Source organism: Streptomyces sp. NPDC048603, assembly GCF_043199475.1.
In the GTDB taxonomy this organism is placed as follows: Bacteria; Actinomycetota; Actinomycetes; order Streptomycetales; family Streptomycetaceae; genus Streptomyces.
Genome location: NZ_JBICVY010000012.1, coordinates 210,332 through 236,152 on the forward strand (window position 1 = coordinate 210,332; position 25,821 = coordinate 236,152).

General features: G+C 73.3%; 20 protein-coding genes and 2 pseudogenes. 11 read left to right on the forward strand and 11 right to left on the reverse strand.

All coding sequences use genetic code 11. The annotated features are described in order from the left end of the window. Positions 1-180 precede the first annotated feature (180 nt). Both ACGFQ9_RS29000 and ACGFQ9_RS29005 read right to left on the reverse strand, forming a co-directional pair. Positions 181-3,084 (reverse strand): putative bifunctional diguanylate cyclase/phosphodiesterase, encoded by a 2,904-nt coding sequence (locus tag ACGFQ9_RS29000; RefSeq protein WP_393577891.1) that lies wholly within the window; start codon positions 3,082-3,084, stop codon positions 181-183. Positions 3,085-3,543: 459 nt separating this feature from the next. Then, a complete protein-coding gene (locus ACGFQ9_RS29005) occupies positions 3,544-4,491 on the reverse strand; it encodes a 2-hydroxyacid dehydrogenase (protein WP_393577817.1) in 948 nt (315 codons plus the stop codon). 74 nt (positions 4,492-4,565) lie between these two features. Between ACGFQ9_RS29005 and ACGFQ9_RS29010 the strand changes: the two genes are divergently transcribed. The 3 genes from ACGFQ9_RS29010 to ACGFQ9_RS29020 all read left to right on the forward strand — a co-directional run bounded on the left by ACGFQ9_RS29010 (position 4,566) and on the right by ACGFQ9_RS29020 (position 7,131). Then, positions 4,566-5,573: an aldo/keto reductase gene (locus ACGFQ9_RS29010; RefSeq protein ID WP_393577819.1), complete on the forward strand. Its 1,008-nt coding sequence runs from the start codon at positions 4,566-4,568 to the stop codon at positions 5,571-5,573. Positions 5,574-5,713: 140 nt separating this feature from the next. Then, positions 5,714-6,910: a PQQ-dependent sugar dehydrogenase gene (locus tag ACGFQ9_RS29015; RefSeq protein ID WP_393577821.1), complete on the forward strand. Its 1,197-nt coding sequence runs from the start codon at positions 5,714-5,716 to the stop codon at positions 6,908-6,910. A gap of 50 nt (positions 6,911-6,960) precedes the next feature. After that, entirely contained in the window at positions 6,961-7,131 is a 171-nt protein-coding gene (locus tag ACGFQ9_RS29020) for a DUF6191 domain-containing protein (protein WP_393577823.1), read from the forward strand. A 621-nt stretch (positions 7,132-7,752) separates the two neighbouring features. Here ACGFQ9_RS29020 and ACGFQ9_RS29025 read toward each other — a convergent pair. Both ACGFQ9_RS29025 and ACGFQ9_RS29030 read right to left on the reverse strand, forming a co-directional pair. After that, positions 7,753-10,782 carry an AAA family ATPase gene (locus ACGFQ9_RS29025; protein ID WP_393577892.1) on the reverse strand — a complete coding sequence of 1,010 codons (3,030 nt, stop codon included), beginning with the start codon at positions 10,780-10,782 and terminating at the stop codon, positions 7,753-7,755. Positions 10,783-10,859: 77 nt separating this feature from the next. After that, a complete protein-coding gene (locus tag ACGFQ9_RS29030; RefSeq protein ID WP_393577824.1) occupies positions 10,860-11,036 on the reverse strand; it encodes a hypothetical protein in 177 nt (58 codons plus the stop codon). 372 nt (positions 11,037-11,408) lie between these two features. Here ACGFQ9_RS29030 and ACGFQ9_RS29035 point away from each other — a divergent pair. Together ACGFQ9_RS29035 and ACGFQ9_RS29040 are read left to right on the forward strand one after the other, a co-directional pair. Next, positions 11,409-12,095: pseudogene (locus tag ACGFQ9_RS29035) on the forward strand (SPFH domain-containing protein); the annotation flags it as partial. Positions 12,096-12,254: 159 nt separating this feature from the next. Continuing rightward, positions 12,255-13,022: pseudogene (locus ACGFQ9_RS29040) on the forward strand (serine/threonine-protein kinase); the annotation flags it as partial. Positions 13,023-13,056: 34 nt separating this feature from the next. Here ACGFQ9_RS29040 and ACGFQ9_RS29045 read toward each other — a convergent pair. The 4 genes from ACGFQ9_RS29045 to ACGFQ9_RS29060 all read right to left on the reverse strand — a co-directional run bounded on the left by ACGFQ9_RS29045 (position 13,057) and on the right by ACGFQ9_RS29060 (position 17,313). Next, the gene (locus tag ACGFQ9_RS29045; RefSeq protein ID WP_393577825.1) at positions 13,057-13,605 is read right to left on the reverse strand and encodes a GNAT family N-acetyltransferase; all 549 of its coding nucleotides are present in this window, start codon (positions 13,603-13,605) and stop codon (positions 13,057-13,059) included. Positions 13,606-13,624: 19 nt separating this feature from the next. Beyond that, positions 13,625-15,856 carry an MMPL family transporter gene (locus tag ACGFQ9_RS29050; RefSeq protein WP_393577827.1) on the reverse strand — a complete coding sequence of 744 codons (2,232 nt, stop codon included), beginning with the start codon at positions 15,854-15,856 and terminating at the stop codon, positions 13,625-13,627. Positions 15,857-16,009: 153 nt separating this feature from the next. Beyond that, positions 16,010-16,411, reverse strand: coding sequence for a signal peptidase I (locus tag ACGFQ9_RS29055; RefSeq protein WP_393577828.1), 402 nt, complete (start codon positions 16,409-16,411; stop codon positions 16,010-16,012). Continuing rightward, the gene (locus tag ACGFQ9_RS29060) at positions 16,408-17,313 is read right to left on the reverse strand and encodes a DUF817 domain-containing protein (protein WP_393577830.1); all 906 of its coding nucleotides are present in this window, start codon (positions 17,311-17,313) and stop codon (positions 16,408-16,410) included. The genes ACGFQ9_RS29055 and ACGFQ9_RS29060 overlap by 4 nt, the downstream gene beginning before the upstream one ends. A 15-nt stretch (positions 17,314-17,328) precedes the next feature. On the opposite strand from ACGFQ9_RS29060, the gene ACGFQ9_RS29065 reads away from it, so the two are divergent. Continuing rightward, a complete protein-coding gene (locus tag ACGFQ9_RS29065; protein ID WP_393577832.1) occupies positions 17,329-17,829 on the forward strand; it encodes a DinB family protein in 501 nt (166 codons plus the stop codon). 60 nt (positions 17,830-17,889) lie between these two features. On the opposite strand, the gene ACGFQ9_RS29070 is transcribed toward ACGFQ9_RS29065, so the two are convergent. Further along, the gene (locus ACGFQ9_RS29070) at positions 17,890-18,636 is read right to left on the reverse strand and encodes a siderophore-interacting protein (RefSeq protein ID WP_393577833.1); all 747 of its coding nucleotides are present in this window, start codon (positions 18,634-18,636) and stop codon (positions 17,890-17,892) included. 105 nt (positions 18,637-18,741) lie between these two features. Between ACGFQ9_RS29070 and ACGFQ9_RS29075 the strand changes: the two genes are divergently transcribed. Further along, a complete protein-coding gene (locus tag ACGFQ9_RS29075) occupies positions 18,742-20,865 on the forward strand; it encodes a penicillin acylase family protein (protein WP_393577894.1) in 2,124 nt (707 codons plus the stop codon). Beyond that, complete coding sequence (locus ACGFQ9_RS29080) at positions 20,862-21,482, forward strand: GNAT family N-acetyltransferase (protein WP_393577835.1); 621 nt, start codon at positions 20,862-20,864, stop codon at positions 21,480-21,482. The genes ACGFQ9_RS29075 and ACGFQ9_RS29080 overlap by 4 nt, the downstream gene beginning before the upstream one ends. 239 nt (positions 21,483-21,721) lie before the next feature. On the opposite strand, the gene ACGFQ9_RS29085 is transcribed toward ACGFQ9_RS29080, so the two are convergent. Further along, on the reverse strand, positions 21,722-21,973 hold the full coding sequence (locus ACGFQ9_RS29085; protein WP_393577836.1) for a type II toxin-antitoxin system RelE/ParE family toxin: 252 nt from the start codon (positions 21,971-21,973) through the stop codon (positions 21,722-21,724). After that, complete coding sequence (locus ACGFQ9_RS29090) at positions 21,970-22,224, reverse strand: type II toxin-antitoxin system Phd/YefM family antitoxin (protein ID WP_393577838.1); 255 nt, start codon at positions 22,222-22,224, stop codon at positions 21,970-21,972. Before ACGFQ9_RS29090 ends, ACGFQ9_RS29085 begins: the two co-directional genes overlap by 4 nt. Positions 22,225-22,376: 152 nt before the next feature. Here ACGFQ9_RS29090 and ACGFQ9_RS29095 point away from each other — a divergent pair, with 152 nt between their 5' ends. The 3 genes from ACGFQ9_RS29095 (at position 22,377) to ACGFQ9_RS29105 (ending at position 25,712) form a co-directional block, all read left to right on the forward strand. Further along, positions 22,377-23,201, forward strand: coding sequence for a Scr1 family TA system antitoxin-like transcriptional regulator (locus tag ACGFQ9_RS29095; protein WP_393577839.1), 825 nt, complete (start codon positions 22,377-22,379; stop codon positions 23,199-23,201). Next, a complete protein-coding gene (locus tag ACGFQ9_RS29100; protein ID WP_393577841.1) occupies positions 23,198-23,437 on the forward strand; it encodes a DUF397 domain-containing protein in 240 nt (79 codons plus the stop codon). Before ACGFQ9_RS29095 ends, ACGFQ9_RS29100 begins: the two co-directional genes overlap by 4 nt. Positions 23,438-23,522: 85 nt before the next feature. Continuing rightward, positions 23,523-25,712: a protein kinase gene (locus ACGFQ9_RS29105; protein WP_393577843.1), complete on the forward strand. Its 2,190-nt coding sequence runs from the start codon at positions 23,523-23,525 to the stop codon at positions 25,710-25,712. The last annotated feature ends 109 nt before the right edge of the window (positions 25,713-25,821 follow it).

The following is a 25,821-nucleotide window of genomic DNA, read 5'->3' on the forward strand; positions in this document are numbered from 1 at the left end:
TTCGTACATGCGCCATGTGCCAGTGCAACAAAAAACCCCTCGTGCCGGCAGGCAAGCGAGGGGAGCGCGTCGGGTGCGTGGAGCGGGGACATGTGGGTCCCGGTCTCAGCCGACGCGCTTTCCAAGTACGAGAATTCGGGTGCGCATGGCACTGACCCTCCCTCTGCCGGGAGGTCGGTGTCAAGTGGGTGGGACGGCCGTCTCATTATGTGAGCCCCTATGGGTGACCAGTGGCCCCCCCAGCGAACCGCCGGCCAGGGCAGGCTGGGCCACCCCGCCCGGTACTGGAAACGTACTCCTCGCGAGGGCTCTGCGCAGCCGGTATTCGTCCAGTGGGCCGGAAAACGCCATTCCCTGTCCGTGGCTGCAGCCCATCGCCCGCAGGGCCATGACCTGCTCCGGGAGGTCCACCCCGTCGGCCACCGACTGCATGCCCAGATCATTTGCGATCCGCAACAATCCTGCGGTGATCTTGTGCAGTCTGGCCGATTCCACCACGCCCTCGACCAGGCTCCGGTCCAGCCTGAGCAGGTCCAGCGGGAGCCTGCGGAGGGCGCTGATCGCCGCGTACCCGCTGCCGAAGCCGTCCAGGGCGATCCGCACTCCGAGACGCCGGAGAGAGGCCAGGCGGCGCTCCAGGTCGTCGAAGGGGACCCGGGGGTCGGGCAGGGCGAGCTCCAGGATCAGTCCTCCCGGGGGCAGCCCGTGCCGGGTGAGCAGCGCCTCGACCGAGCCGGGCGGCCCGGACCTCTCCAGCAGCCGCTGTGCGCTCATCCGGACCACCGCCGGGACCTCGTGCCCGGCCAGGTGGCGTTCGCCGGCCTGCTCCACGGCCGTCTCCAGCAGCCGGCGGCTCAGCCCGTCGGCGCGGGCGGTGCCGCCGGCCGCGGCGGGTCCGGCCGCCGGGCCGGGGGGCGCGGCCGGTCCGGACTCCTGCGATTCGGCCACCCGGAGCAGCTCGGCCGGGGTGAAGAGGATCCCCTGGGCGGAGCGCCAGCGGGGCTGCGCGGCGACCGCCGTGATCTCTCCGGTGGCCAGCGAGACCACGGGCTGGTGCAACAGGGTGAACTCGCCCTCGCGCAGCGCGCTGCGGAACCGGCCGGCCCGTTCGGCCTTGCGGGTCACCTCGGACTGCATCTGCGGCACGTACAGCTCGACCCGGTCCTTGCCGCCGGCCTTGGCCCGGTACATGGCCAGATCGGCGTTGCGCATCAGGTCCGAAGGGGTGATGCCGGGGTCGGCGAAGGCCACGCCGATGCTGGCGGCGACCCGGACCTCGTGGCCGGCGATCCGGTAGGGCTGGGAGAGGGTGCTGCGCAGCCGCTCGGCGATCTCGTTCACCTGGTGCTCGCGGGCGCTGCGGTCGCGGCCTCCGTCGCCGAGGATGAGCGCGGCGAACTCGTCCCCGCCGAGCCGGGCGGCGGTGTCCCCGGCGCGCACGGAGTCCTGGAGCCGGCGGGCGGCCTCGATGAGCAGTTCGTCGCCGGCCTGGTGGCCGATGGTGTCGTTGACCGCCTTGAAGCCGTCCAGGTCGATGAAGAGCACGGCCGTGCTGTGGTCGCCGGCGCGGCGGCCGGTCAGCGCCTGGCGGACCCGGCGGGTGAACAGGGCCCGGTTGGGCAGGTCGGTCAGCGAGTCGTGCTCGGCGCTGTGCTGCAGCTGGGCCTGGAGGCGGACCCGTTCGGTGACGTCGCGGCTGTTCAGGATGAGTCCGCCGTGGTGGCGGTTGACGGTGGACTCCACGTTCAGCCATTCCCCGCTGCCGGACATGAACCGGCATTCGATGCGGGTGGTGGGCTCTTCCGCGGGCGGGGCGGCCAGGAAGCGGCGGACCTCGTGGACCACCCGGCCGAGGTCGTCGGGGTGGATCAGCTCGGAGAGCTGCGTGCCGACCAGCTTCTCGGCCTCACGGCCGTAGACCCCGGCCGCGGCGGGGCTGACGTAGCGCAGCACCCCGGTGGGCGCGGCGATCATGATGACATCGCTGGAGCCCTGGACCAGGGAACGGAAGTGGTTCTCCTTCTGGGCCAGTTCCTGGGTGAGCGCGATGTTGTCGAGGAGCATGATGCCCTGGCGGACGACGAGCGCGAGGACCACGCTGCAGCCGGTGAACAGGGCCACCCGGTCGTCCCCCCGCCGGCCGTCGACGGCGTTGTAGTTGTAGAGGATGACCAGGGTGCAGACGGCGGCCGCGAGGTACGGGGTGAGCGCGGGCAGGGAGCCGGTGATGGGGCGGCCGGTCCGGCGGCCGGCGTACGGGTGCCCGCCGGGCGGGGGGAGCCGGCGGGCGCCCCAGGGCGCGTAGGCGAGGAGCAGCGAGCCGGCGAACCAGCCGGCGTCGAGGAGCTGTCCGGACCGGTAGCCCAGCCGGAAGAGCGGGGAGGTGAACAGGGCGTCGCTGAGGACGGTCAGCGCGAGGGCCGCGAGGGCGGTGTTCACCGCGGAGCGGTTGGCGGCGGACCGGCGGAAGTGCAGGACCAGGACCATGGAGACGAGCGCGATGTCCAGCATCGGGTAGGCGAGGTCGAGCGCCGGCCGCAGGACGCTGCCGGGGGCGCCGGACTGGGCGGCTTCCGTGGCCTGCTGGAGGGCGAGGCTCCAGGCGAGGGTGAGCAGGGAGCCGCCGATGAGCCAGGAGTCGAGGGCCAGGCACACCCAGCCGGCCCTGGTCACCGGGCGCTTGGCGAGGACGAGCAGGCCGACGATGGCGGGCGGGGCGAAGCACAGGAAGGCGAAGTCCGCGGCGGACGGGCTGGGTACGTCCCGGTCGAGCACGACCTCGTACCAGCCCCAGATGGCGTTGCCGCAGGCGGCCATGAGGGAGGAAAAGGCGAACAGCAGCCAGGCGGGGCGGTCGCGGTTGCCGGCGGCGCGGGCGTACCGGTAGCAGGACACGGCGGCCAGCAGGGCGGCGGCGCTCAGGCCGAAGTCGCCCATGAATTCCGCTAGTTGATCCGACCCCCAGCCGAGCCCGGCGCCGACGGTGTACGCCGCGATCACCGCGGCGAGGAGGAGCTGGGCCGCGAGTCCCCGGCCGCCCCCCTGGACCGGCGGCTGGGCCAGGAGGGCCCCGGGGGCGCTCACCCGTCCCCCTCGGACGCCGGCCCGGGGCGGGGTGGTGCGGCCGGGCGGGGTGGCCGGGATGGCCGGGCCGGTCCGGGCCGGCCGGCCGGGCCGGACCCGGCCGCCGAGGGGGCCCGCCCCGCCGAGTGCGCCCGGCCCGCCGAGTGCGCCCGGCCCGTCCGGCGGCTCCGGTTCACCCAGTGGCTCCGGCCTGCCCGGGTGGCTGAATTCGGCGCGCACAGGCGGCGCCTCCGGCGGCTCCGCCGCGTCGGATCCTTCGTCCATTGGCCGTGCATCGCCCGTCGCCCCCCAAACTGTCCGATCACTCCCCAGCGCCGTACGTTCGCGGCGCAGCCCCTTGTTCCGGACGATACACCACTTTCGTCACTCAGGGACAGGGTTGCTGTACGCTCCGTCACCAACGGCAGCGTTCCGGACACCTAGCGCACTCGAACAGGTACGGAGAGTGCACATTCGGGCTCATTCCGTGATCAGTACGGTGTTTTCGAGGGACTCACCCGCGGCGAAGCGGGTGAGCTGCCGGGCCAGCAGACGGCGGGCCCGGGGCAGGAACGCCGAGCTGCTGCCGCCGACATGAGGCGTGATCAGGACACCGGGGGCGTGCCAGAGCGGGTGCCCCGCGGGCAGCGGCTCGGGGTCGGTGACGTCCAGTGCCGCCCGGAGCCGGCCCGACTCCAGTTCGGCGAGCAGGGCGGCGGTGTCGGCGACCGGGCCGCGGGCCACGTTCACCAGCAGCGCGCCGTCCTTCATGCGGGCGAGGAAGGCGGCGTCCGCGAGGCCCTCGGTCTCCTCGGTGAGCGGGGTGGCCAGGATGACCACGTCCGCTCCGGGCAGCAGGGCGGGCAGCTCGGTGAAAGCGTGCACGGGGCCGCGTCCGGTGGTGCGGGCGGAGCGGGCGACCCGGGTGATCCGCGCGCACTCGAAGGGCGCGAGCCGGTCCTCGATGGCGGCGCCGATGGCCCCGTAGCCCACGAGCAGGACGGACTTGTCGGCGAGCGCCTCGTAGAAGCCGCCGTGCCACTCCTCGCGGTCCTGACCGCGGACCATGCCGGGGATGCCGCGGAGCGAGGCGAGGACGAGGGTGAGCGCCAGTTCGGCGGTGCTGGCGTCGTGGACCCCGCGGGCGTTGCAGAGCCGTACGCCGGGGTGCAGGGCGGGCAGGCCGCCGAGGACGTGGTCGATGCCGGCGGTGAGGGTCTGGACGACCTGGAGGCGGGGCATCCGGGCGAACGGACGGACGCTGACCGCCGGGGACTTCATGTAGGGCGTGACGTAGAAGACGCAGTCCGCGGGGTCGGCCGGGAACTCGTCCTCGCCGTCCCACCGTCGGTACCGGAAGGAGCCGGGCAGACCGTCGATGTCCTCGGCGGGATACGGCAGCCAGACCTCTGGGGTGGGTGAACTCATGATCGGGAGGCTATGCCAAGCCGCCGCGATCAAGCCGTTACATTCGGGGGTGCGAGACGGAGGGGGACGCACGGGTGGAGCGCAGGTCAATCGGGGCGGCGGCGCTGGCGGTGGGCGCGATAGGACTCGGCTGCATGCCGATGAGCTGGGGGTACGCCGCCTCCCGACGGGACGGGACGAAGGCCCTGGCGGCCGTGCACGCGGCACTCGACCACGGGTCGAGCCTGCTCGACACCGCCGACATGTACGGGCCGTTCACCAACGAGCTGCTGCTCGGCCGGGTGCTCCGGGAGCGGCGGGCCGACGCCTTCGTGTCCACCAAGGCGGGGCTGCAGGCGGGCGACCAGCACGTGGTGGCCAACGGGCGGCCCGGTTACATACGGCGGGCGTGCGACGCCTCGCTGCGGCGGCTGCAGACGGACGTGATCGACCTGTACCAGCTGCACCGGGTGGACCCGGAGGTCCCGGTGGAGGAGACCTGGGGCGCGATGGCGGAGCTCGTGGGTGCCGGGAAGGTCAGGGCGCTGGGGTTCTGCGCGGTGGGCGCGGGCGCGGGGCCCGGTGCGGGGCGGCGCGGGGACCGGTCGTACGCAGTGACGATCCGCCACCTGGAGCGGGTGCAGCAGGTGTTCCCGGTGAGCGCGGTGCAGGCGGAGCTGTCGGTGTGGTCGCCGGAGGCGGCCTGGCACCTGCTGCCGTGGTGCGCGGCGCGCGGGGTGGGTTTCCTGGCGGCGATGCCGCTGGGCAGCGGCTTCCTGACCGGGACGCTGACGCCGGGGCAGGGCTTCGAGGCGGACGACGCGCGGGCCCGGCACCCGCGGTTCACGGCGTACGCGATGGCGGCGAACCAGGTGCTGGTGGCGGGGCTGCGCCGGGTGGCGGAGCGGCACGGCCCGCAGGTCACGGCGGCGCAGGTGGCTCTGGCGTGGGTGCTGGCCCAGGGGCCGCAGGTGGTGCCGGTGCCGGGGGCCGGGCGTGCGGAGCGTGCGGTGGAGAACGCGGCGGCGGCCGAGGTCATGCTGACCTCGGCCGACCTGGCCGAGATCGCGGCGCTGCCGGTGGCGGTGGGAGCGTGGGACTAGGCGTCCGGCCGGCGTGCGGGGGCTCCGGCCGGGGTACGGCTCGCACCCTGGGCCGCGGGCTGCGGTGTCCGGTGTGCCCACCCGTCCCGCCCTGCGGGACGATTGCCCACACCGGGGCGGTATCGGAAGGGAGCAGGGGGATGCGGTACGGGAGGACACGGGGCGCGGGGGTGGCCTTGGTGCTTGTGGGGTGCGGGGTGCTGGTGGTGGCGGGGTGTTCGCCCGCGGGGAACGGGGGTGGGGCCGCGTCCGGTACGCCGGCGGCCAAGGCACCTGCCGCGAGCCCGTCGGCTTCGGCTCCGGCGTCGGGTTCGGCCGCGCCGACTCCCGCCGGGCCGCCCGCGAAGGGGTCCGTCACGGTCGCCGGGGAGGTGGCCAAGGGTCTGGAGTCCCCGTGGGGTGTGGCCGTACTGCCGGACGGTGACCTGCTGGTGGCCTCGCGGGACCGGGGCACGATCAGCCGGGTGGAGACGGCCACCGGGAACACCACGGTGATCGGCGAGGTGCCGGGGGTCGACCCCGGTGGGGAGGGCGGCCTGCTGGGCCTGGCCCTGTCCCCCTCGTTCGCGAGTGACCGGATGGTGTACGCGTACTTCACCACGGCCTCGGACAACCGGATCGCCCGGCTGCGCTACGACGAGCAGCGGTCGCCGGGCGAGCAACTGGGTGCGCCGGACACGGTGTTCCGGGGGATCCCGAAGGGGTTCGTGCACAACGGGGGCCGGATCGCGTTCGGCCCGGACAAGATGCTCTACGTGGGGACCGGGGAGACCGGGGACACCGGGCTCGCCCAGGACAAGAAGTCGCTGGGCGGCAAGATCCTGCGGATGACCCCGGACGGCGAGCCGGTGCACGGGAATCCCGAAGCCGACTCGGTCGTCTACTCCTACGGGCACCGCAACGTGCAGGGGCTGGCCTGGGACGGGGACCGGCGGCTGTGGGCGGCGGAGTTCGGGCAGAACACGTGGGACGAGGTGAACCTGATCGAGCCCGGCGGGAACTACGGCTGGCCGGCCGCCGAAGGGAAGGCGGGCAAGCCCGGGTACAAGGACCCGGTGGCCCAGTGGAAGACGGACGAGGCGTCCCCGAGCGGGCTCGCCTGGGCCGAGGGCTCGCTGTGGATGGCCGGGCTGAAGGGCGAGCGGCTGTGGCGGATCCCGCTGGCCGGGACGGCTCCGGTGGCGGAGCCGGAGGCGTTCCTCACCGGGAAGTACGGCCGCCTGCGGACGGTGGTCCCGCTGGGGGGCGACCGCCTGCTGCTGGTGACGAGCGAAACGGACGGCCGGGGATCCCCCGAGGCGGGGGACGACCGGATCTTGACCTTGACGGTGCGGTGACCGACTGAGCCCCGGCCGGGGCGGAAGGAACGGTGGGCACGGTGTTCAACATGATCGAGGAACTGTTCAATCCGGGGCGCCGCCACACCGACGAGGAACGCAACCGGCTGGAGCTGACCCGGGTTGACGCGAGCGACGGCGATCCGGGGCGCGGACCGATAGACCTGGATTCCGGGAGTGTGCGCATACGGCTGGCGGGTCGGGCAGCCGCCGAGGACTGACGGCTCCCGCCGTATGCGGGTCGGCCGTTGCCCCTGCCGTTGGTGCCGGCCGTGCCCGCGGCCGTGGGTGCGGCCGGTCGTAACCCCGGCCGTGGTGGCGTGCCGGCCGTACCCGGCCACCGTGCCCGTGGCAGCCGGTGCCCCGGCCGTGGGTGCCGGCCGTTCACGCGGCCGTGGGTGCCGGCCGTTCACGCGGCCGTGTGGGCAGTCGTGCCGCTGGGGCGGCACGGGTGGGCACACGGCACACCGGCCCGCGCCGGACGCGCAGCGTGTCCCCGCACCCCGACCCCGCAGACGGGTCGGACCCCGTCCGGGCGGAGCTCCGCTCCAGGGCGGGCGCCGGGCCTGGCGGAGCCCCGCCCGGGCCCGGGAGCAGCGGCTGCGGCCGAGCCCGGCCAAAGCTTCGGCGAGGCAGGAGCGTTGCCTGCGGAGCGGCGTTCCGGTGTGCCCACCCGTTCCGCCCTGCGGAACGCCTGCCCACACCTTCTGCGGAGCCGCGCCCCGGCCAGGGCGGGGCAGAGCCCTGCGGAACGCCTGCCCACACCTTTCGCGGAGCCGCGCCCCGGCCAGGGCGGGGCAGAGCCCTGCGGAACGCCTGCCCGCACCTCGGCGGGGCGCGGATCAGGCGGTCGGGGTGAAGAGGCGGAGGCGGTGGGACAGGGCGGCGGCTTCGACGCGGCCGGAGACGCCCAGTTTGGCCAGGATGTTGGAGACGTGGACGCTGGCCGTCTTCGGCGAGATGAAGAGCTTCTCGGCGATCTGACGGTTGCTGAGGCCCGCGGCGACCAGACGCAGGACGTCCCGCTCACGGCTCGTGAGGCCCAGTGCCTCCGCCGGGTCGGTGTCCGGGGCGGCCGGGGCAGGCGCCTCCGGCACCGTCAGCGGGATCCGGGCGCGCTGTCCCAGCAGGGCCAGGTCCTCGCGGAGCAGCCGGGCGCCGAGCCGCTCGGCCTCCGCATGGGCCTCGCGGAGCAGCGCGGTCGCGTGGTCCCGGTCGCCGCCGGAGACCAGCAGTGCCTCGCCGAGCCGGTGCCGGGCCCGGGACAGCAGGTACGGCCGGTCCAGCGGGCGGACGGCCGATTCGACGGCCGTCCAGTCCGCCGCCGTGTCCTTCCCCTCCGCCCGCAGCAGTTCGGCGCGTACGTACTCGGCGTGGGCCTGCCAGAGCGGGAACGGGGTGGCCAGGCGCCGCGCGGCGGACCGGATGAGGTCCACCGTGCCGGCCCGGCCGGGGTCCGCGGCGGGCAGGCCGCGGGCGTCCGCCTCCGCCGTCGCGGCGGCGAGCAGCAGCGGCCAGGCGTAGCGGTGGTGTCCCAGCGGGAAGCCGTCGCCGACCGCGGCGGCGAGCTCGGCGCGGACGTCGGCCAGCCGCCCCTCGCCGGCCGCCACGCCCACCGCGAGGCGGTACAGCGGGATGCGGTGCTGGGGCTGCAGGTCGTGGTCGCCGAAGCTCCGGTGCGCGGCGGCGAGCTGGTTCGCGGCCTCGGTGAGTTCCCCGCGGGCCAGCGCCAGGTAGGACAGGCGCGCGAAGGCCATGCCGCGCGGGGCGGCGCTCTGGCCGACCTTGAGGGTGCGCCGGGCCGCTTCCGCGGCCTCCTCCCAGCGTCCGAGGCTGTACAGGGTCTCGGCCATGTTGCCGCGGACCCACGCCTCGGTGTCCAGCAGCCGGGACCGGGCGACCAGTTCCACGCCCGCCTCGGCCACGGCCAGGGCGTCGCGGGACTCGCCGTGGCTCTCCAGCTGTGAGGTGAGGTTGATGTAGGCCCGCCCGGCGAGGCTGGTGAGGCCGAGGGCGGCGGCGCGGTCCTTGACCGCGTGCAGTTCGGCGAACCCGGCCTCGGCGTCGCCCGCGTCGGTGAGCAGGGAGCCGACGGTGATCCGGGCGTTGAGTTCGGTCTCCTCGGCGCCGACCATACGGGCGTACTCGGCAGCGCGTTCGGCGGCGGCCAGGTTGTCGGGGCCGGGGTTGTGGAGCATGCCCCAGCCTGCCGCCCGGACCAGTACCTCAGCGTGCACCTGGGACGGGGGCAGGCCCTTGACGAGTCCCTGGGCGGTGCCGAGCTCCTCCCAGCCGTCGCCGCGGGCGAGGCTGGCGACCAGCCGGGACCGTTCGGTCCAGAACCAGGCGGCGCGCAGCAGGTCCAGGTCGGCGGTGGCTCCCTCCAGGGACCGCAGGGCGACCTTGGTGTGCTTCAGGGCGCGCTCGCGCTCCCCGCCGAGCCGGGCGGCGACGGTGGCCTCGGCCAGCAGGTCGAGCCGCTGGAGCGGGGTCGCGGGGTCGCAGCCGCAGGGAGGGTAGGCCTCGGTGTAGTCCGCCGGGCGCAGGGCGTCGCGGATCTCGTCCGGGGTGCTGTCCCACAGGTCCAGGGCGCGTTCGAGCAGGCTGAGCTGCTCGGTGTAGGCGTGCCGGCGGCGGGCGGCTACGGAGGCGTCGAGGGCGGTGGGCAGGGCCTTGGCCGGGTCGCCCGCGCAGTACCAGTAGCTGGCGAGCCGGATGATCCGCTCCTCGGCGCGGACCAGGGTGTCGTCGGCCTCCAGGGCTTCGGCGTAGCGGCGGTTGACCCGGGCCCGTTCGCCGGGCAGCAGGTCGTCGCTGACGGCCTCGCGGACCAGGGAGTGACGGAAGCGGTAGCCGTCGCCGTCGGGGGTGGCGAGCAGGATGTTGGCTCCGACGGCGGCCCTGAGGGCGTCGAGGAGTTCGTCCTCGGTGAGCCGGGAGACGGCCAGCAGCAGCGGGTACTCGACGGTGGAGCCGCCCTCGGCGACGATGCGGACGACGCCTTGGGCGGCGTCGGGGAGTACTTCCACGCGGACCAGCAGCAGGTCGCGGAGGGATTCGGTGAGGCCGGTGCGGCAGCCGTTCCCGGCGGTGGCCACGAGTTCCTCGACGAAGAAGGCGTTGCCGTCGGAGCGTTCGAAGACGGTGTCGACGAAGGACTCGTCGGGCTGGGAGGAGAGGATGCCGACGACCTGGCGGCGGACCTCGGCGCGGTTGAAGCGGGGCAGCTCGACCCGCTGGATGGTGCGCAGCCGGTCGAGTTCGGCGAGCAGCGGGCGCAGCGGGTGGCGGCGGTGGATGTCGTCGGCGCGGTAGGTGGCGACGAGGACCAGGCGGCCGCCGGTGAGGCTGCGGAAGAGGTAGGCCAGCAGGTGCCGGGTGGAGGTGTCGGCCCAGTGCAGGTCCTCCAGGACGAGGACGACGGTGCGGTCGGCGGCGAGGCGTTCCAGCAGGCGGGCGGTCAGCTCGAAGAGGCGGTGGGTGCTCTCCTCGTCGTGTTTGCCGCGGGGGGTCTCGCCGAGTTCGGGGAGGATCCGGGCCAGTTCGTCCTCCTGCCCGGCGGCCGCGGCGGCGAGCTCCTCGGGCAGTCGGCGGCGCAGGGCGCGCAGTGCCGTGGAGAAAGGGGCGAAGGGAAGTCCCTCCGCCCCTATCTCCACACAGCCGCCGACGGCGACGGCGGCGCCGCGCCGGGTCGCCTCGGCCGTGAACTCCTCGATGAGCCGGGTCTTCCCGACGCCGGCCTCGCCGGCTATGAGCAGGGCCTGCGGCTCCTGGCCGGCGGCCCGGCCCAGTGCGTCGGTGAGTACGGCCAGTTCGTCGGCGCGGCCGACGAACACCGGGCTGACAGATCTGGTCTCCACGCCGCCGAGCATCGCACATGCCTGCTGCCGGGACGCATCGGGTTTTCCTGCGGTCGTCATGGCGCTTGGGGTCGCACGCTGCGCGCGGGTCAGGCGACGCGGACGAAGCGGCTCCGCTGCTCCCTCACCGGCCCTTCGGGTTCCTGGCCGCGAGCGGAGCCGCGGCGGGCCTCGACCGCCTTCCGGGCCTGGCGGGCCAGCCGGTAGTCGGCGGCCCGGCGGAGGAGCTCGGCGTGACGGGCGGTGGCGATCTCCTGCTGGAACATCTCGTTCTCCCTGGTGGGTTCCGGGTTTCTCGGGCACCTCGTTCGGTGTGATCCCAGAATCCCGTCCCAGGGGGTGCCGGCACATCGGGTGCCTGCCGCATCTGCCGGCCCCGGGGAGCCTTAGGCGGGGGCCCGGGGCCGGCAGGCCCGCCTAAGGCCCCGCCCGGCACTGCTTAGGCAGCGCCGGGCGGGCCTTAGGCGTCGTTTCCTCCGGCGGCAGGCGCTGAGCGGCGTGTCGCGTTCAGCTCGTACCGGCCGGGTGGACCTTCCCCGTGAATCCTCCAAAGCCTGTGCGGAACAAAGGTGTTCTGCGAGACTGCGCTTCCCGGGAACGCACGTGGGGTGAGGGGCGGTTCGGTGAGCGGTTGGTCGCTGGTCAGCGTGTCCGCGGCGGTCGTGGCGGGGCTGGTGCTGCTGTGGCTCGCCGTGCGCACGATGCACGTCATTCCTCAGGCGAGCGTGGCCATCGTCGAACGCAACGGGCGGTTCGCCCGCGTGCTGAACTCTGGTTTCCACCTGGTCATCCCGTTCATCCACACGATCCGCAACCGGATCGACATGCGGGAACAGGTCGTGCCGTTACCGCCGCAGCCGGTCATCACCGCGGACAACCTGGTCGTCAACATCGACACCGTCATCTACTACCAGGTGTTGGATCCCCGCGCCGCGACCTACGAGGTCGCCAGCTACTTCCAGGCCATCGAGTACCTCACCGTCACCACCCTGCGCACCATCGTCAGCAGCATGAGCCTGGAGCAGCTCCTGACCTCCCGCGAGGAGGTCAACGCGGGTCTGCGCGGCGTCCTCGACGAATCCACCGGCAAGTGGGGCATCCGCATCCACCGGGTCGAGCTCAAAGCCATCGAACCGCCCACCTCCATCCAGGACTCCATGGAGAAGACGATGCGCGCCGACCGTGACAAGCGCGCCGCCGTCCTCATGGCAGAAGGAGTCCGGCAGTCCGAGATCCTGCGCGCCGAGGGCGAGGCGAAGGCCGCGGTGCTCCGCGCCGAGGGCGAGATCGAGATCGCCCGGCTCCGCAGGGCCGCCGAGGCGGAGGACGCCGGTGCGGGCGCGGCCCGCCACCCCGCCCCGCCCGCCCCCGAACCCGTCCGGCACCAGCCCCTGCACCGGGACGACCCCGACCGCATCGGCCGCTACCGGCTCACCGCCCGGCTGGGCGAGGGCGGCATGGGCACCGTCTACCTCGGCATGTCGCCCGGGGGCCGTCGGGTGGCCGTCAAGGTGGTACGGCAGGAACTCGCCCAGGACCGCTCCTTCCGCCTCCGCTTCGCCCGGGAGGTGGACGCGGTCCGGCGGGTCGGCGGCTTCCACACCGCGCCCGTGGTGGACGCCGGCCCCGACGACGCCCTGCCCTGGCTGGTGACCGAGTACATCCCGGGCCCGTCCCTGCACGAGGTGCTGCGCACCCACGGAGCGCTCCCCGCCACGGGCGTACGGGCTCTCGCGCTCGGCCTGGCGGAGGCCATGGAGGGCATCCACGCCTGCGGGCTCATCCACCGGGATCTCAAGCCGGGCAACATCGTGATCTCCGGGGTGGGGCCCCGCGTCATCGACTTCGGGATCGCGCGGGCCGCCGAAGGGACGTCCCTCACCACCACGGACGTCGTGGTGGGCACCCGGGGCTTCCTCGCCCCGGAGCAGCTGACCGGCGGGCCCCTGACCCCGGCCGTGGACGCGTACGCCTTCGGGATGGTGCTGTGCCACGCCTACGGCGCCGCCCCCTCCGCGGGAGGCACCGTCCTCGACCAGGCGCTGCGGACCCTGCCCGCCGACCTGTCCGCAGTGGTCGGCGACTGCCTGCGGCACGATCCGGCCGCACGCCCCACGCCCGCCGAGATCCTGCAACGGCTCGACCGCTCCGGGGAGAAGGCCCTCCGGGACCGGCTCCCCGAGGACTGGCTCCCCGAGCCCGTGCGCGCCCTGGTCGCCCGGCATCAGGCCGTCACCGCGCCGCGGGCGTGAGGTCCGGTACGACATCGCCCCCGGGGAGGGAGCGTCAGGAGGCGGCGCGCCACTCGCGGGCGAGCAGAGCCCAGACCTCGGTGTCCTGGCGGACGCCGCGGTGGAGGTGGTTCTCGCGCATGACGCCCTCGCGGGTGAAGCCGAGGCGTTCGGCGACGGCGATGCTCTTCTTGTTGGCGGAGGCCACGTGCCACTCCACCCGGTGCATGCCGCGTACGTCCACGGCCCAGTCGATCAGGACCCGGCAGGCCTTGGTGACCAGGCCCCGGCCGACCCCGGCGGGCTCCAGCCAGCAGCCGACCTCGCAGTTGCCGGTCTTCGCGTCGAAGGCGGGGAAGAGGACACCGCCGACGAGGGTGCCGCCGAGCCGGATGCCGTAGAGGCGGACGCCGTCGTCGGCGGCCTTGTGGGCGTTGGAGCCGAGCAGGGTCCGGGCCGACTCCAGGTCGGTGGCCCGGTCCGGGAAGGGTACGTACTGGCCGATGAACTCGCGCCCCCGGTCGATGTGGGCGAGGAACTCCTCGGCGTGCCACACCTCCAGCGGGAACAGCTGGGCGTCGTCGGCCAGGTCTATCGAGAACACGCGCACTCCTTGCGGCTGGTCACCGGTCAGCGGGAACGGCCGCCGGACGGTTGTCCTCCTTCGGCCGCTGCGCGGGAAGTGTCGCATGTGGCGGCTCGTCGGGGGGCTCGATGCTGATCTTCGGCAGCAGCCGGTCGAGCCAGGCGGGCAGCCACCAGTTGGCCCGGCCGAGCAGGTGCATGAGGGCCGGGACGAGCAGGGTGCGCAGCACGAAGGCGTCCAGGGCGACGGCGGCGGCCAGCGCGATGCCGAACATCGCGATCAGGCGGTCGCCGCTGAGCACGAAGGCGAGGAAGACGGAGATCATGATGACGGCCGCGGAGTTGATCACCCGGCTGGTCTCGGCGAGCCCGACCCGGACGGCGCGCCGGTTGTCCCCGGTCTCCAGCCATTCCTCGTACATCCGGCTGACCAGGAAGACCTGGTAGTCCATGGAGAGGCCGAACAGCACCGACACCATGATCACGGGCAGGAAGGGCTCGATCGGCCCGGCGCTGCCCAGGCCCATGGGCTCGCTGCCCCAGCCCCACTGGAAGACGGCGACGACCACGCCGAAGGAGGAGACCACGGCGGCGACGTTCATGGCGGCGGCCTTGAGCGGGATGCCGACGGACCGGAAGGCGAGCAGCAGCAGGACGCAGCCGAGCGTGATCACCACGCCGACGAAGAGCGGCAGCTTGCCGACGATGACCTCGGCGAAGTCGTCGTAGCCGGCGGTCACCCCGCCGACGTACAGATCGGTGCCGTTCTTTTCCAGCGGCGGGATGACCTCCTGGCGCAGCCGGTCGACCAGTTCGCTGGTGTCTTTGGACTGCGGGGAGGAGTCCGGTACGACGGTCAGGACGGCGGTGTCCCCGGCCGGGTTGACCAGGGGGCGGCTGACGGCGGCGATGCCGTCGGTGCCGCGCAGGGTCTCCGCGAGACGGTCGAGGGCGGCCCGGTCCGGGAGGGCCCCGCCGTCGCTGTGGGCCACCAGGGCGAGGGGCCCGTTCATGCCGGGGCCGAAGCCTTCGGCGAGCAGGTCGTAGGCCTGCCGGGTGGTGGAGCCGGCCGGGTTGTTGCCCTGGTCGGAGGTGCCGAGGTGGAGGGAGAGGGTGGGCAGCGCGAGCACCGCCATGAGCACGGCGGCGACGGCGCCCAGCAGCTTGGGCCTGCGTTCCACGAAGGCGGACCAGCGGGCGGCGAAACCGGTGGGCAGTTCGGGCCGCGGGCCCTGCTCGGCGAGCACCCGGCGTTCCCGGCGGGACAGGGCGCGCATGCCGATGTACGAGAGCAGGGCGGGGAGCAGGGTGACCGAGGCCGCGACGGTCAGGACCACGGTCAGGGAGGCGGCGATGGCCACACCGTTGAGGAAGTTCAGCCGGAGCACCAGCATGCCGAGCAGGGCGATGCAGACGGTGGCGCCGGCGAATACCACGGCGCGGCCGGTGGTGGCGACGGCGTTCTCGGCCGCTTCCGCCACCGGGAGGCCGCGTTTGAGGCCCTTGCGGTGCCGGGTCACGATGAACAGCGCGTAGTCGATGCCGACGCCGAGGCCGATCAGGGTGCCCAGCATGGGCGCGAAGTCGGCGACGGGCATGGCGTGGCCGAGCAGGGTGATGCCGGCGTAGGCGGTGCCGACGCTGACCAGGGCCGTGGCGATGGGCAGCAGGCTGGCGGCGAGCGAGCCGAAGGCGAGGAAGAGGACCACGGCGGCGACGGCCACGCCGATGGCCTCGGCGAGGTGGGAGGTGGGGGCCTCGGTGAGTCCGATGGCCCGGCCGCCGAGTTCCACCTGGAGCCCGTCCGCTTCGGTCACCGGGTTCTTGGCGGCGTCGACGACGGCCTGGGCCTGGCCCCTGGGGACCGCGTCGGCCTGCCGGTCGAAGGTGACGACGGCGTAGGCGGTGCGTCCGTCGGGGCTGATCTGCCCGGCGCCGTCTGGCCGGTAGGGGCTGGTCACGGCACCGACGCCGGGGAGTGCGGCGATGGTGTCGAGGGCGCGGTCCATCCGCTGCTCGACGGCGGGGGTGCGGGCGGTCTGGCCGGGCGGGGTGTGCCAGACGACGGTGTCGGTGTCGCCGCCCTGGCCGGGGAAGCCGGCCCGGAGCAGGTCACCGGCCTTGCCGGACTCGGTGCCGGGGACCTGGTAGTCGTTGGAGAACGCCGTTCCGGCCCCGGCGGCGGCCGCGGCGGTGCCGCCGAGCGCGAGGAGCCAGATCAGGACGGCGGCGAGACGGTGCCGCATGCACCAGCGGGCGAAGGCTGCCAACGGAACTCGCTCTCCCTGGTGGTTCGGATCTTCACCGGGGAACAGCCCGACGCAGAACGCATGAACGCATGTGCCTCCGGAGGGTCGCCCCGGATGGTCTCCACCGACACGATCGCAGCGATTCGTGATCGTTGGCCCGTTTCGTGGGCATCGTCACAGGGTGCTGCCGGTATCGGGGACCTTGTACCCGGGGACCTTGTACCCGGGGACGGAGGGCCAGCGGACGGTGAGGACGACGGTGTCCTCCTCCGCGTACCAGGAGTGGTCGACGCCTCGGCTCCAGACCGCGTAGTCGCCCTGTTCGGCGAGGACGACGGTACGGCCGGGGAACTCCAGCCGGAAGCGTCCGCTGATCAGCACCTGGAGCGCGGTCCGGTGTTCGCCCCTGACCCACTGCGCGCGTTCGTCGCCCTTGGCGTGCACTCCCCACTTGATCTCGACGTCGGCGCTGTGCCGCGGGTCCGCCGGGTCCTTGAAGTGGCCGAGCAGCCAGCCGTGGTCGAGGGCCGCGTCGGGGGCGGCACGGCCGACGTAGATGCTCTCGCTGTCGTTCATGGGGCGAGGCTAACGGCGCGGGAGGGGCGGAGTGCCCGGGCGGCGATCACGAAGGTGACCGAGATCAGCAGTGCCCAGGCGCCGAACTTGGCGATCGGCACGGGCTGCCAGCCGTCGAGCTGGTCGGGGTAGCTCCAGGCCCCGGCGTAGGTCGCCGCGTTCTCGGCGACCCAGAGGAAGAAGCCGATCAGTACGAAGGCCAGCGCGAGCGGCATCCGGTAGCGGGCGCCGCCGACGCTGTAGCCGACCCCGGTCCCCCACAGGGCGGCCAGCAGCAGCGCCGCCAGCACCCACCGGGCGTCGGGCAGCCAGTGGTGGGTGAAGAAGTTGAGGTAGACGGCGGCGGCCAGGGCCGCCATCAGCCTGGGCCGGTAGTGGGTCAGCGAGAGGTCGAGCAACCGCCAGGCCCGGCAGACGTAGCTGCCGACGGCGGCGTAGAGGAACCCGCCGTAGAGCGGGACGCCCTCGATCTTGGCGATCGCGTCCTCCGGGTAGCTCCAGGAGCCCAGCCGCACCTTGACCAGCTCGAAGACCAGCCCGATGAGATGGCAGACGGCGATCACCGCGGTGTCGCGGGCGCTGTCCCAGCCGACCTTGCGGGCGAACACGGTGAGCCCGATCCCGTACAGCAGGATCAGGTCGTAGCGGGCCACCGGGAGGTCGGGGAGCAGCGCCGAGGCGCCGATCCCCGCCACCAGGGCCACGGCGAACGCACAGCAGCGGGCCTGCAGCAACCCGAAGCGCAGGAGCTGCCCGGCGGCGGACGCGATCGACGTTCCGGTCGGCGTCCCGGTCGGCGTTGCGGTCAGCGTTCCAGTCGATTTGAGCGCGTTCAAAGATCGCATGTCGAGGCAGACGCCACCGAAGGCGCGCGCGGTTGCAGTCGCCGACTGCAGTCTCATGTCATGATCACGCCCATGGAGCGAACAGGACCGCCGCTGGCCGGCGACGAGCGGGAGACCCTGCGGGGTTTCCTGGACTACCACCGGGCCACCCTGGCCATGAAGTGCGAGGGCCTGACCGACGAGGAGCTGCGGCGGCCGGCCAGCCCGCCCTCCACCCTCTCCCTGCTCGGCCTGGTACGGCACATGGCCGAGGTGGAACGGCACTGGTTCCGCCGCACGGTGGCCGGCGAGGACGTCCCGTTCGTGTGGTCCGACGGGAGCGATTTCCAGGCCGCCTACGACGCCTCGGGATCGACCCGCGCCGAGGCGTTCGCCGCCTGGGAGGCCGAGGTCGCCGAGGCCCGCCGCGTGGAGGCGGCCGCGGACTCCCTCGACCTCACGGTGCGCGTGCCCCGCTGGGAGGCGGACGCCACCCTGCGCCTGATCATGCAGCACATGATCACGGAGTACGCCCGGCACAACGGGCATGCGGACTTCCTCCGCGAGGCGGTGGACGGCACGGTCGGCGCCTGACCCGCACGGTCGGCGCCCGACCCACGCGGTCGGCGCCCGACCGCACCGGCCCGCCGTACGTCAGGCCGCCGCCGCGTCCCGCCAGTAGCCGAGGCTGTTCACCCGCTGCTTGGGCAGGGCCAGGTCCTTGCGGAGCCATGCCGTCAGGGTGCGGGTGGTGGCGGTGTCGCAGGCCAGCCAGACGTACGCCGACCCGGGGTCCGGGGCCAGCTCCGGCAGTTCGGCCTTGACCCGCTCGACCAGGGCCGCGCCGCCGTCCTGCCGGGCGATCCTCCGGATCTCGTGCCGGGCCGGGTCCAGCCGGACCGGGAGCTCCGCGTCCGAGGCGTGCTGGGTCTCGAACCAGATGGTGGCCGCGGTCTCCGGGAAGGCGTCCAGGAGGGAGTTGATGGCCGGCAGCGAGGCCGGGTCGCCGATCAGCAGCAGCCGCTCCGGCGCCGGCGCGGGCGCGCTGAATCCGGTGCCCTGCACGGTGGCCTCGATCGCACCGCCGGGCCGCACGTCGCGCGCCCAGCGGCTGGCCACCCCGTCGTGCAGGGCGAACTCCAGCGCGAAGGTGCCGGCCTCCCGGTCGGGGTCGACCAGGGTGTAGGCGCGCTGGTGCGGCTTGCCCTCGTTCTCGAACCACAGCCGCACCCACATGGTCGGGTGCAGCGACTCCCCCGCCGCCGCCAGCAGGCCGCCGTCGGTGAAGTGCACCCGGCGGAAGTCGGCCGTGACGTCCTCCGCCCCGGTCACCGTGAAGGTGAAGTCCTTGCCCCTCAGGAGCTTGAGGACGACTCCCTCCCACCCCTTGCCGACGCCCATGCCCGTCCTCCCCTTCGCCGAGCCCCCCACCGGGGGCCATATAGTTAGGCCAGCCTAACCTAATGCACTCGGGGAGCAGTGAGCGGTGTGAGCAGTGAGAACAACGTGACGGACAGGGTCGCGGCCAGGGGCACGGACGGGGTCGCGGACAGGGACTTCGAGGTGTTCCGGGACGCCCACGGCATCCCCCACCTGCGCGCCTCGGACGAGCTCAGCCTCCTCCACGCGCAGGGCCGCACCACCGCCCTGGACCGGGCCTGGCAGCTGGAGGTCGAGCGGCACCGTTCGCAGGGCTCCACCGCCGCCTTCCTCGGCCGGGAGGCCGTCGACTGGGACGTCTTCGCCCGCCGGGTCCGCCTCGACGACACCGCCCGCCGCTGCTGGGAGGCCCTGGACGAGGGCACCGCGGCCTGGGTCCGCGCGTACGTCGACGGCGTGAACGAGGGCCTGCCGCTCGGCGCCGCCCGCGACCCGCGCTTCGCGGACACGGGTCTGACGCCCACCCCCTGGGAGCCCTGGGTGCCGCTCGGCATCTGGCTGTCCGCGCACATCCTGTTCGCCGGCTTCCCCACCAAGCTGTGGCGCGACCGGGTCGCCCGCGTCCTCGGCGAGGAGTCGGTGGACCTGTTCGCCACCGACGGCCCCGGCACGTCGGGCAGCAACGGCTGGCTGGTGCCCGGCGACCGCACCGCCACCGGCGCGGCGATCATCGCGGGCGACCCGCACCGGTTCATCGAGGACCCGGGCATCTACCAGCAGATCCGCCTCGCCTGCCCGGACTACGACGTGCTCGGCATCGCGGTCCCCGGCATCCCGGGCCTCGCCCACTTCGGCCACACCGGCTCCGCCGCCTGGGCCATCACCAACGCCATGGCCGACTACCACGACCTGTACACGGAGGAGCTGCACCGGGACGGCGACGCCGACGACTGCACGGTCACCGCGCGCGGCGCCGACGGCACCCGGGAGCCGGTCGCCCGCCACACCGAGACCATCACCGTCAAGGACGGCGATTCCACCGCGGAAATCGAGGTCGAGGTGCTGGAGACCGGGCGCGGCCCGGTCGTGGTCCGGGCCGGCGAGGACGGTGCCGACGCCGACCTGAGCCTGCGTTACCCGCCGCGGGTCCGCGCCGACCTCGGCTTCGCCGTCCTGCCGGCCCTGCTGCGCGCCCGTACGGTCGCCGACATCGACCGCGCCCTGGACGGCTGGGCCGAGCCGGTGAACGTGGTGCACGCCGCCGACACCGAGGGCGGCCTGCTGCACCGCGTCGCGGGCGCCGTCCCGCTGCGCGACCGTGCCAACCGCTCCCGCCCGGTGCCCGGCTGGGACCCGCGGTACGCCTGGCAGGGCTGGGCGGAGACCGCCGAGGAGCCCGTGCAGGGCTTCGCGGTGATGGCCAACGCCCGCGGCATCGCCTCCCCGTTCGGCGTGGAGTTCGCTCCCCCGCACCGGGCGAACCGGATCCGCGAGCTGCTCAGCGGCTCCGCCGACTGGACCGCGCCGGCCATGGCCGACGTCCACCGGGACACCTACCTGGCCTCCGCCGGACCGCTGCTGGCCCTGCTGCCGGAGCTCGACGGCCTCTCCCCCGAGGCCGCCGCCCTGCGCGAGCGGCTGCTCGGCTGGGACCGGCACATGGCCGCCGACAGCACCGAGGCGACCCTCTTCGCCGCCTTCCGGACCGCCGTGACCCGCGCCATCGCCGCCGACCCGGTGTTCGCCGGGCTGGCGAGCCCGCCGACCGGCCCCTCGGTGCTGCACGCCTGGCAGTTCCTCGTCCCCAAGACCGGCTACGCGCTGGAGGGCCTGCTCACCACGCACCTGCTGCCGGAGCTCGACCGGGCTGCGCACGTACGGGCGGCCCTGGAGCAGACGGCGGCGGCGACGGCCGGCACCCCGGACACCCCCTGGTCGGACGTCCACCGGCTGGCGCCATGGCAGGCGATCCCGGACCCGGAGGCCACCTGGCCGGGCCTCGGCGGCGACCACGACTGCGTCAACGCCACCTCGTCCGTGCCCGGCGTCACCGACCTCACCGCCCGCGCCTCGGCGGCCCGTTACGTATGGGACCTGGCCCGGCGCGAGGACAGCCTGTGGGCGGTCCCGCTGGGCGCCGACGGCGTCCCCGGCACCCCCCACCACCGCGACCAGCTCCCGCTCTGGGCGCAGGGCGCACTCGTACCGGTCGTCACCGACTGGAACAAGCTCACGAAGGAATACGCATGAGAACCACCGACGCTCCCTCCCCCGCCACGCCGCGCGCGGACGTGCACGCCGAGACCATCGAGGGGTTCGGCGCCCTCCGCTTCACCCCCGTCGACCCGGCGGCCGACTCCGCCGTGCTCCACTCCTGGGTGAGCGAGGAGCGGGCCAAGTTCTGGGGCATGAACGGCGTGAGCCGCGAACTGGTCCAGGAGATCTACGAGGACGTCGACCGCCGCACCACCCACCACGCCTTCATGGTCCGGCTGGACGGCGAGCCGGTGGCCCTGTTCCAGACCTACCAGCCCGAGGAGGACCGGGTCAGCGAGTGCTACGAGGTCCGCGAGGGCGACATCGGCATCCACCTGATGCTGGCGCCGGCCGACGGCCGCCCGCGCCCCGGCTTCAGCCGCACCCTGGTCGGCGCACTCATCCGTTTCACCTTCCTCGACCCGGCGGTCCGTCGCGCGGTGGCCGAGCCCGACGCCGCCAACCAGAAGGCGCTCGCCCTGCTGGGCCGGATCGGCTTCGCCGCCCAGGGCGAGATCACCCTCCCGGAGATCGACCTGCCCGAGGTCTACCTCCCGGAGAAGCGCGCCGTACTCGCCTTCCTGGACCGGCCGGCGTCGCTCAGCGCGTAGGCGCTTCGGCGGCGAGGAAGCCGCTGATCAGCGTCGAGTGCCCGGTGCACGTAACTGCCCAGTAGGCAGTGCCGCGCACCGGGCGCCCGGGACGGACTCGTCCGGCTGACGCTGGAGCGCGGCCGGTATGAGCCGGTCCTCGGTCGTCACGATGGCGGTACGGCGATCCGCGCAGTACGCCGAAGTGCCCGTCGATGGGCCGGACCGCGGTCGACCCGGCCCATCACTGCTGCCGGACGTCAGCCGAGACGGCCGACGTGGATGACCACGATGGTGACTGTGGCGTCGGTGATCTCGTACATGACCCGATAGCGCCCGACATGCATCCGGCGCAGGTCCGGGGAGCCGTATGGGGTGCTGCCCTCCGGCCGGGGCCGGTCCGCGAGCAGGTCGACCGCGTCCATCAGCTGACGCAGCCCGTCGGGGTCATCCTTGAGGAACCGGGCGGCCGCGTCGATGGCTGCCTCGTCCCAGACGATCGCGTAGGTCACCCACGCTCCAGCCCTAGCCTGGCACGGACATCATCGTGCGGCACGGGCGCCACGGAACCGGCGGCCTGGCGCTCCCGGTACAGGGCCAAGGCCAGGGCATCCTCCAGGTCGGCAAGCTCCTGGGGGTTGATGAGCACGGCCGCCGGCTGGCCGTGGTCGGTGATGGTGATGCGTTCACGGGCGTGGGACGCGCGACGCACCAGTGATCCGAACCTCGCCCGCGCCTCGGTGATCGGCAAAGTCTCACTCATGCACAGAAGTGTACACTTCCCGCATCGTCCGCGAAAGCGGTGACCAACGGCGCCCCACCCTTTTCCTAGTAGTCGCTACAGAAAGATTCTTGTACGGGTGATGTACGGGTCGACGGAGCGTCAGTACGTGACGGCGGGGGCATGGGTCACGCATGCGTCACACGAACAGGCCCCAGCGGAACGCGTCTTGGAGGGTCATCGGCGCGCTGCACGGGCAGCTCCGCAAGAAGGCGGGCTACACGCAGGGCCGGCTGGCCGAGCTGCTCCACGTCGACCTGGAGACGGTTGCCTCTATTGAGCAGGGGCGGCGCTTGCTCCAGCCGAGGTTGGCCACACAGCTGGACGAACTCCTGGAGACCGGCGGACTGCTCTCGGCGTCCCTGGCCAAGGTGCCGGTGCGGGAGCGATATCCGGCGTTCGCCCGGGAGTTCATCGAGCACGAGCAGGAGGCGCTCAGTCTCCTGTGGTACGAGAATCAAGTCGTCCCCGGGCTGCTCCAGACGGAGGCCTACGCGGCTGCAATCTTCGGCTGCCTTTTTCCGCCCATCACACCGGAAGAGACAGAACAACGGATCAGGGCGCGAATGGACCGCCAAGCGGTCCTCGACCGCAAGCCGTCGCCACCGATCATTCACGTCATCGTCGAGGAGGCCGTGCTACGGCGCCCGATCGGTGGTCGAGAGGTGCACCGAGGACAGCTGCAGCGCCTGTGCCAGTCTGCCGAACTCCCCTACCTGGGCTTCCAGATCATGCCCATGGGCGTCGACGTCCACGCAGCGCTGGCTGGCCCAGTGATCCTGCTTCAGACCCCCGAGCACGAGTCGCTGGCCTATCTGGAAACCCAGAACATGAGCTTTCTCGCAGACGATCCCGACGAGGTCCACGTGCTCCAGCTCAGGTATGGGATGCTGCGTTCGCAGGCCCTCACTATGGAAAAGAGCAAGGGTCTGCTGGACGACCTGCTAGGAGAGCTATGACCCGCGCACTGGCCTGGTTCAAGTCGAGTTACAGCAGCAACGAGGGCGGCGCCTGCATCGAAGTCGCTTACGACTGGCGGAAGTCGAGTCACAGCAGCGGCGAAGGCGGCGCCTGCGTCGAGGTAGCCGCCCACCCCGCCGCCGTGCACGTCAGGGACTCCAAGGCCGGTGACGCGGGCCCCGTGCTCACCGTCTCGCCCGCATCCTGGACGGCCTTCGTTCACACGAACACCTGACGCGGATTGACCTCCCCCCGCACCACACGCCAAGCTGATCGCCTATCAAATCATTGGCGCTGGGGGGACATTGGCCGGCCAGGACTTGCACATCGGACCGGACTCGGCGCCGGACCGCTACCGGTTACTCCGGTCCATCGGGCGCGGCGGCGAGGCCGTGCTCTACCTCGCGGAGATCGAGCTGGCCGGCGGGGCCGAACCGGTCGTCGTGAAGGTGCTCGATTCGAAGACGACGATCACGCCCGACGTCTTCGGCCGGGCCAGCCAGAAGTGGAACGAGCAGGCCGAACTGCTGCGGTTCGTGCACCGGCCCGGGGTGGTCGGCGTCCGCGAGCACTTCGAGGGCCCGCCGATCCACCGGAAGGGCGAGGGGAACACCCTCAGCGGGCGGGCGCTGGTGCTCGTCATGAACCACGTGGACGGGCTGGACCTGCGGGACTGGCGGGCCGAACGGACCTTGGCCACGCCCGCCGAGCGGCGCGAGGTCATGCGCACGCTGGAGCAGCTGGCGGACGTCCTGGACTGGCTGCACTCGGGCCGGGCCACCCCGTCCGGGCGGACGGTCATCCACGGTGACCTCTCCCCCGGCAACGTGATGGTCGACGCGCACGGCCAGGCCACCCTGGTGGACTTCGGGCTGTCCAAGCTGACCGCCGACCACCAGACGGCGGAGGTGTGGTTCACGCCCGGGTACGCGGCACCCGAGGTCTTCGAGGGGAAGCGGACGCCCGGCACGGACCGGTACGCCTTCGGCGCCATCGCCTACTTCCTGCTGAGCGGGGAGTCCCCGCCGCCCGCTCCGGGCCAGCTGGCGGCGGCGTTCACCGCGCTGCCGCAGATCGCCGTCCTGGACGAGGAGCGACGGGCACGGATCGTGGAGATCTGCGCCTCCGACCCGGGAAAGCGCACACCGAGCCTGGCGTCCTGGATGAAGGACCTCCGGCACGCGGTCGTCTCCACGACCACGTCGAGCACCACCTCACGTCCCGTCTCGGACGCGGTGCCACCGGGCTTCGTCCCGCCGCCGCCCACGTCCTTGCCTCGCGTGCCGCCGAAGCCGGCCGCTCTGCCCACCGCCCCGCCACCCGCGGCTCCGGCCATGCCCACGTCCGCACCGGCCGCCGCTGCGGCTGCGGCTGCGGCTCCAGTCGCTCCGTCGGCCGTGAACCCGCCGGTCGTGCCGCCGACCATGCCGCCGCCGGTGGCCCCCGCGCCGACACGGGACGCCCCGGCGGCTCCCGCCGCGCCCACGGCGGAGGCGTCCGGGCCCGCCGTTCCGCAGGAACAGGCGCCCCCTGCCGCCGCGCCGGCGCAGACACCCGCACCGTCGGCTCCCTCGGCGCCGACGCCCGCGCCTGCTGCCCCGGCCGGCTTCGGGCCGCCGGCGGGCGGATCGCCGTACGGAGCCGCAACCCCGTCCGCCCCCGGGGCGGCGGGCGGATCGCCGTACGGGCCCGCGTCCTCCTCGCCGTACCCGCCCACCTACGGGTCCGGCCCGGGCGGGCCGTCGGGTCCCACCGCCGAGTCCGCCTCCGCGACCTCGCCGACCACTCCGGTGGCACAGGTCGCCGCGACGGAGCCGAAGCCGAAGCCGAAGAAGAAGCGCGGGAAGCTGATCCTGGCCTCGGCGCTCGCGGTGCTGCTGGTCGCGGCGGGCGCGGTGGCTGCCGCCGCGGTGCTCGCCGACCGGGACAAGGAGAAGGAAGCGGGCGGAGCCGGGGACAAGGGGGCCGCGCCGGCCACCAGCTCGGCCCCGCAGACCCCGGGTTCCGCCACCCCCTCGCCGACCCCCGAGCCCTCGGACACCGCCTCGGAGGGGCCCGCCACGGGTTCGCCCGCACCCAGCGGGTCGGGCAGCGGCTCCCCGGCGCCGATCGCCCCCGGCACCAAGGTGGCCGACCTGACGGTGATGAACACCATCGCGGGGCTCGACGAGTTCGAGATCGCACCTGCCAAGCTCAACACCACCCGGTACAGCGCCGCGTTCATCGCCAAGCCGGACTGCTACGACGGCGCGTACACGGAGTTCGACCTCAACAAGGAGTGGAAGAGCCTGGAGTTCACCGCGGGGATCGACGACGGGTCCAACCACGAGCAGGGTCGGATCAGCATCTCGCTGGACGACAGGCCCGCCGAGTTCGCCGAACTCGTCGAGCTCGGCAAGCCGATGAACAAGACCATCGACGTGACGGGCGCGCTCCGGCTTCGCATCAAGGTGGAGAAGGGCTGCAACAACGGCGTCGTGGTGATCGCCAACCCCCAGCTCAAGCGCTGAGGTCCTGAGGACCGTCGGCCCTGGCCGGAGCACGCGAGGCGTGCCGGGTCACGGCCGGCGGCCGGCGCGTCCCCTGTTCACCCTGCGGGCCGCGGAGGCTCCGCCCGGA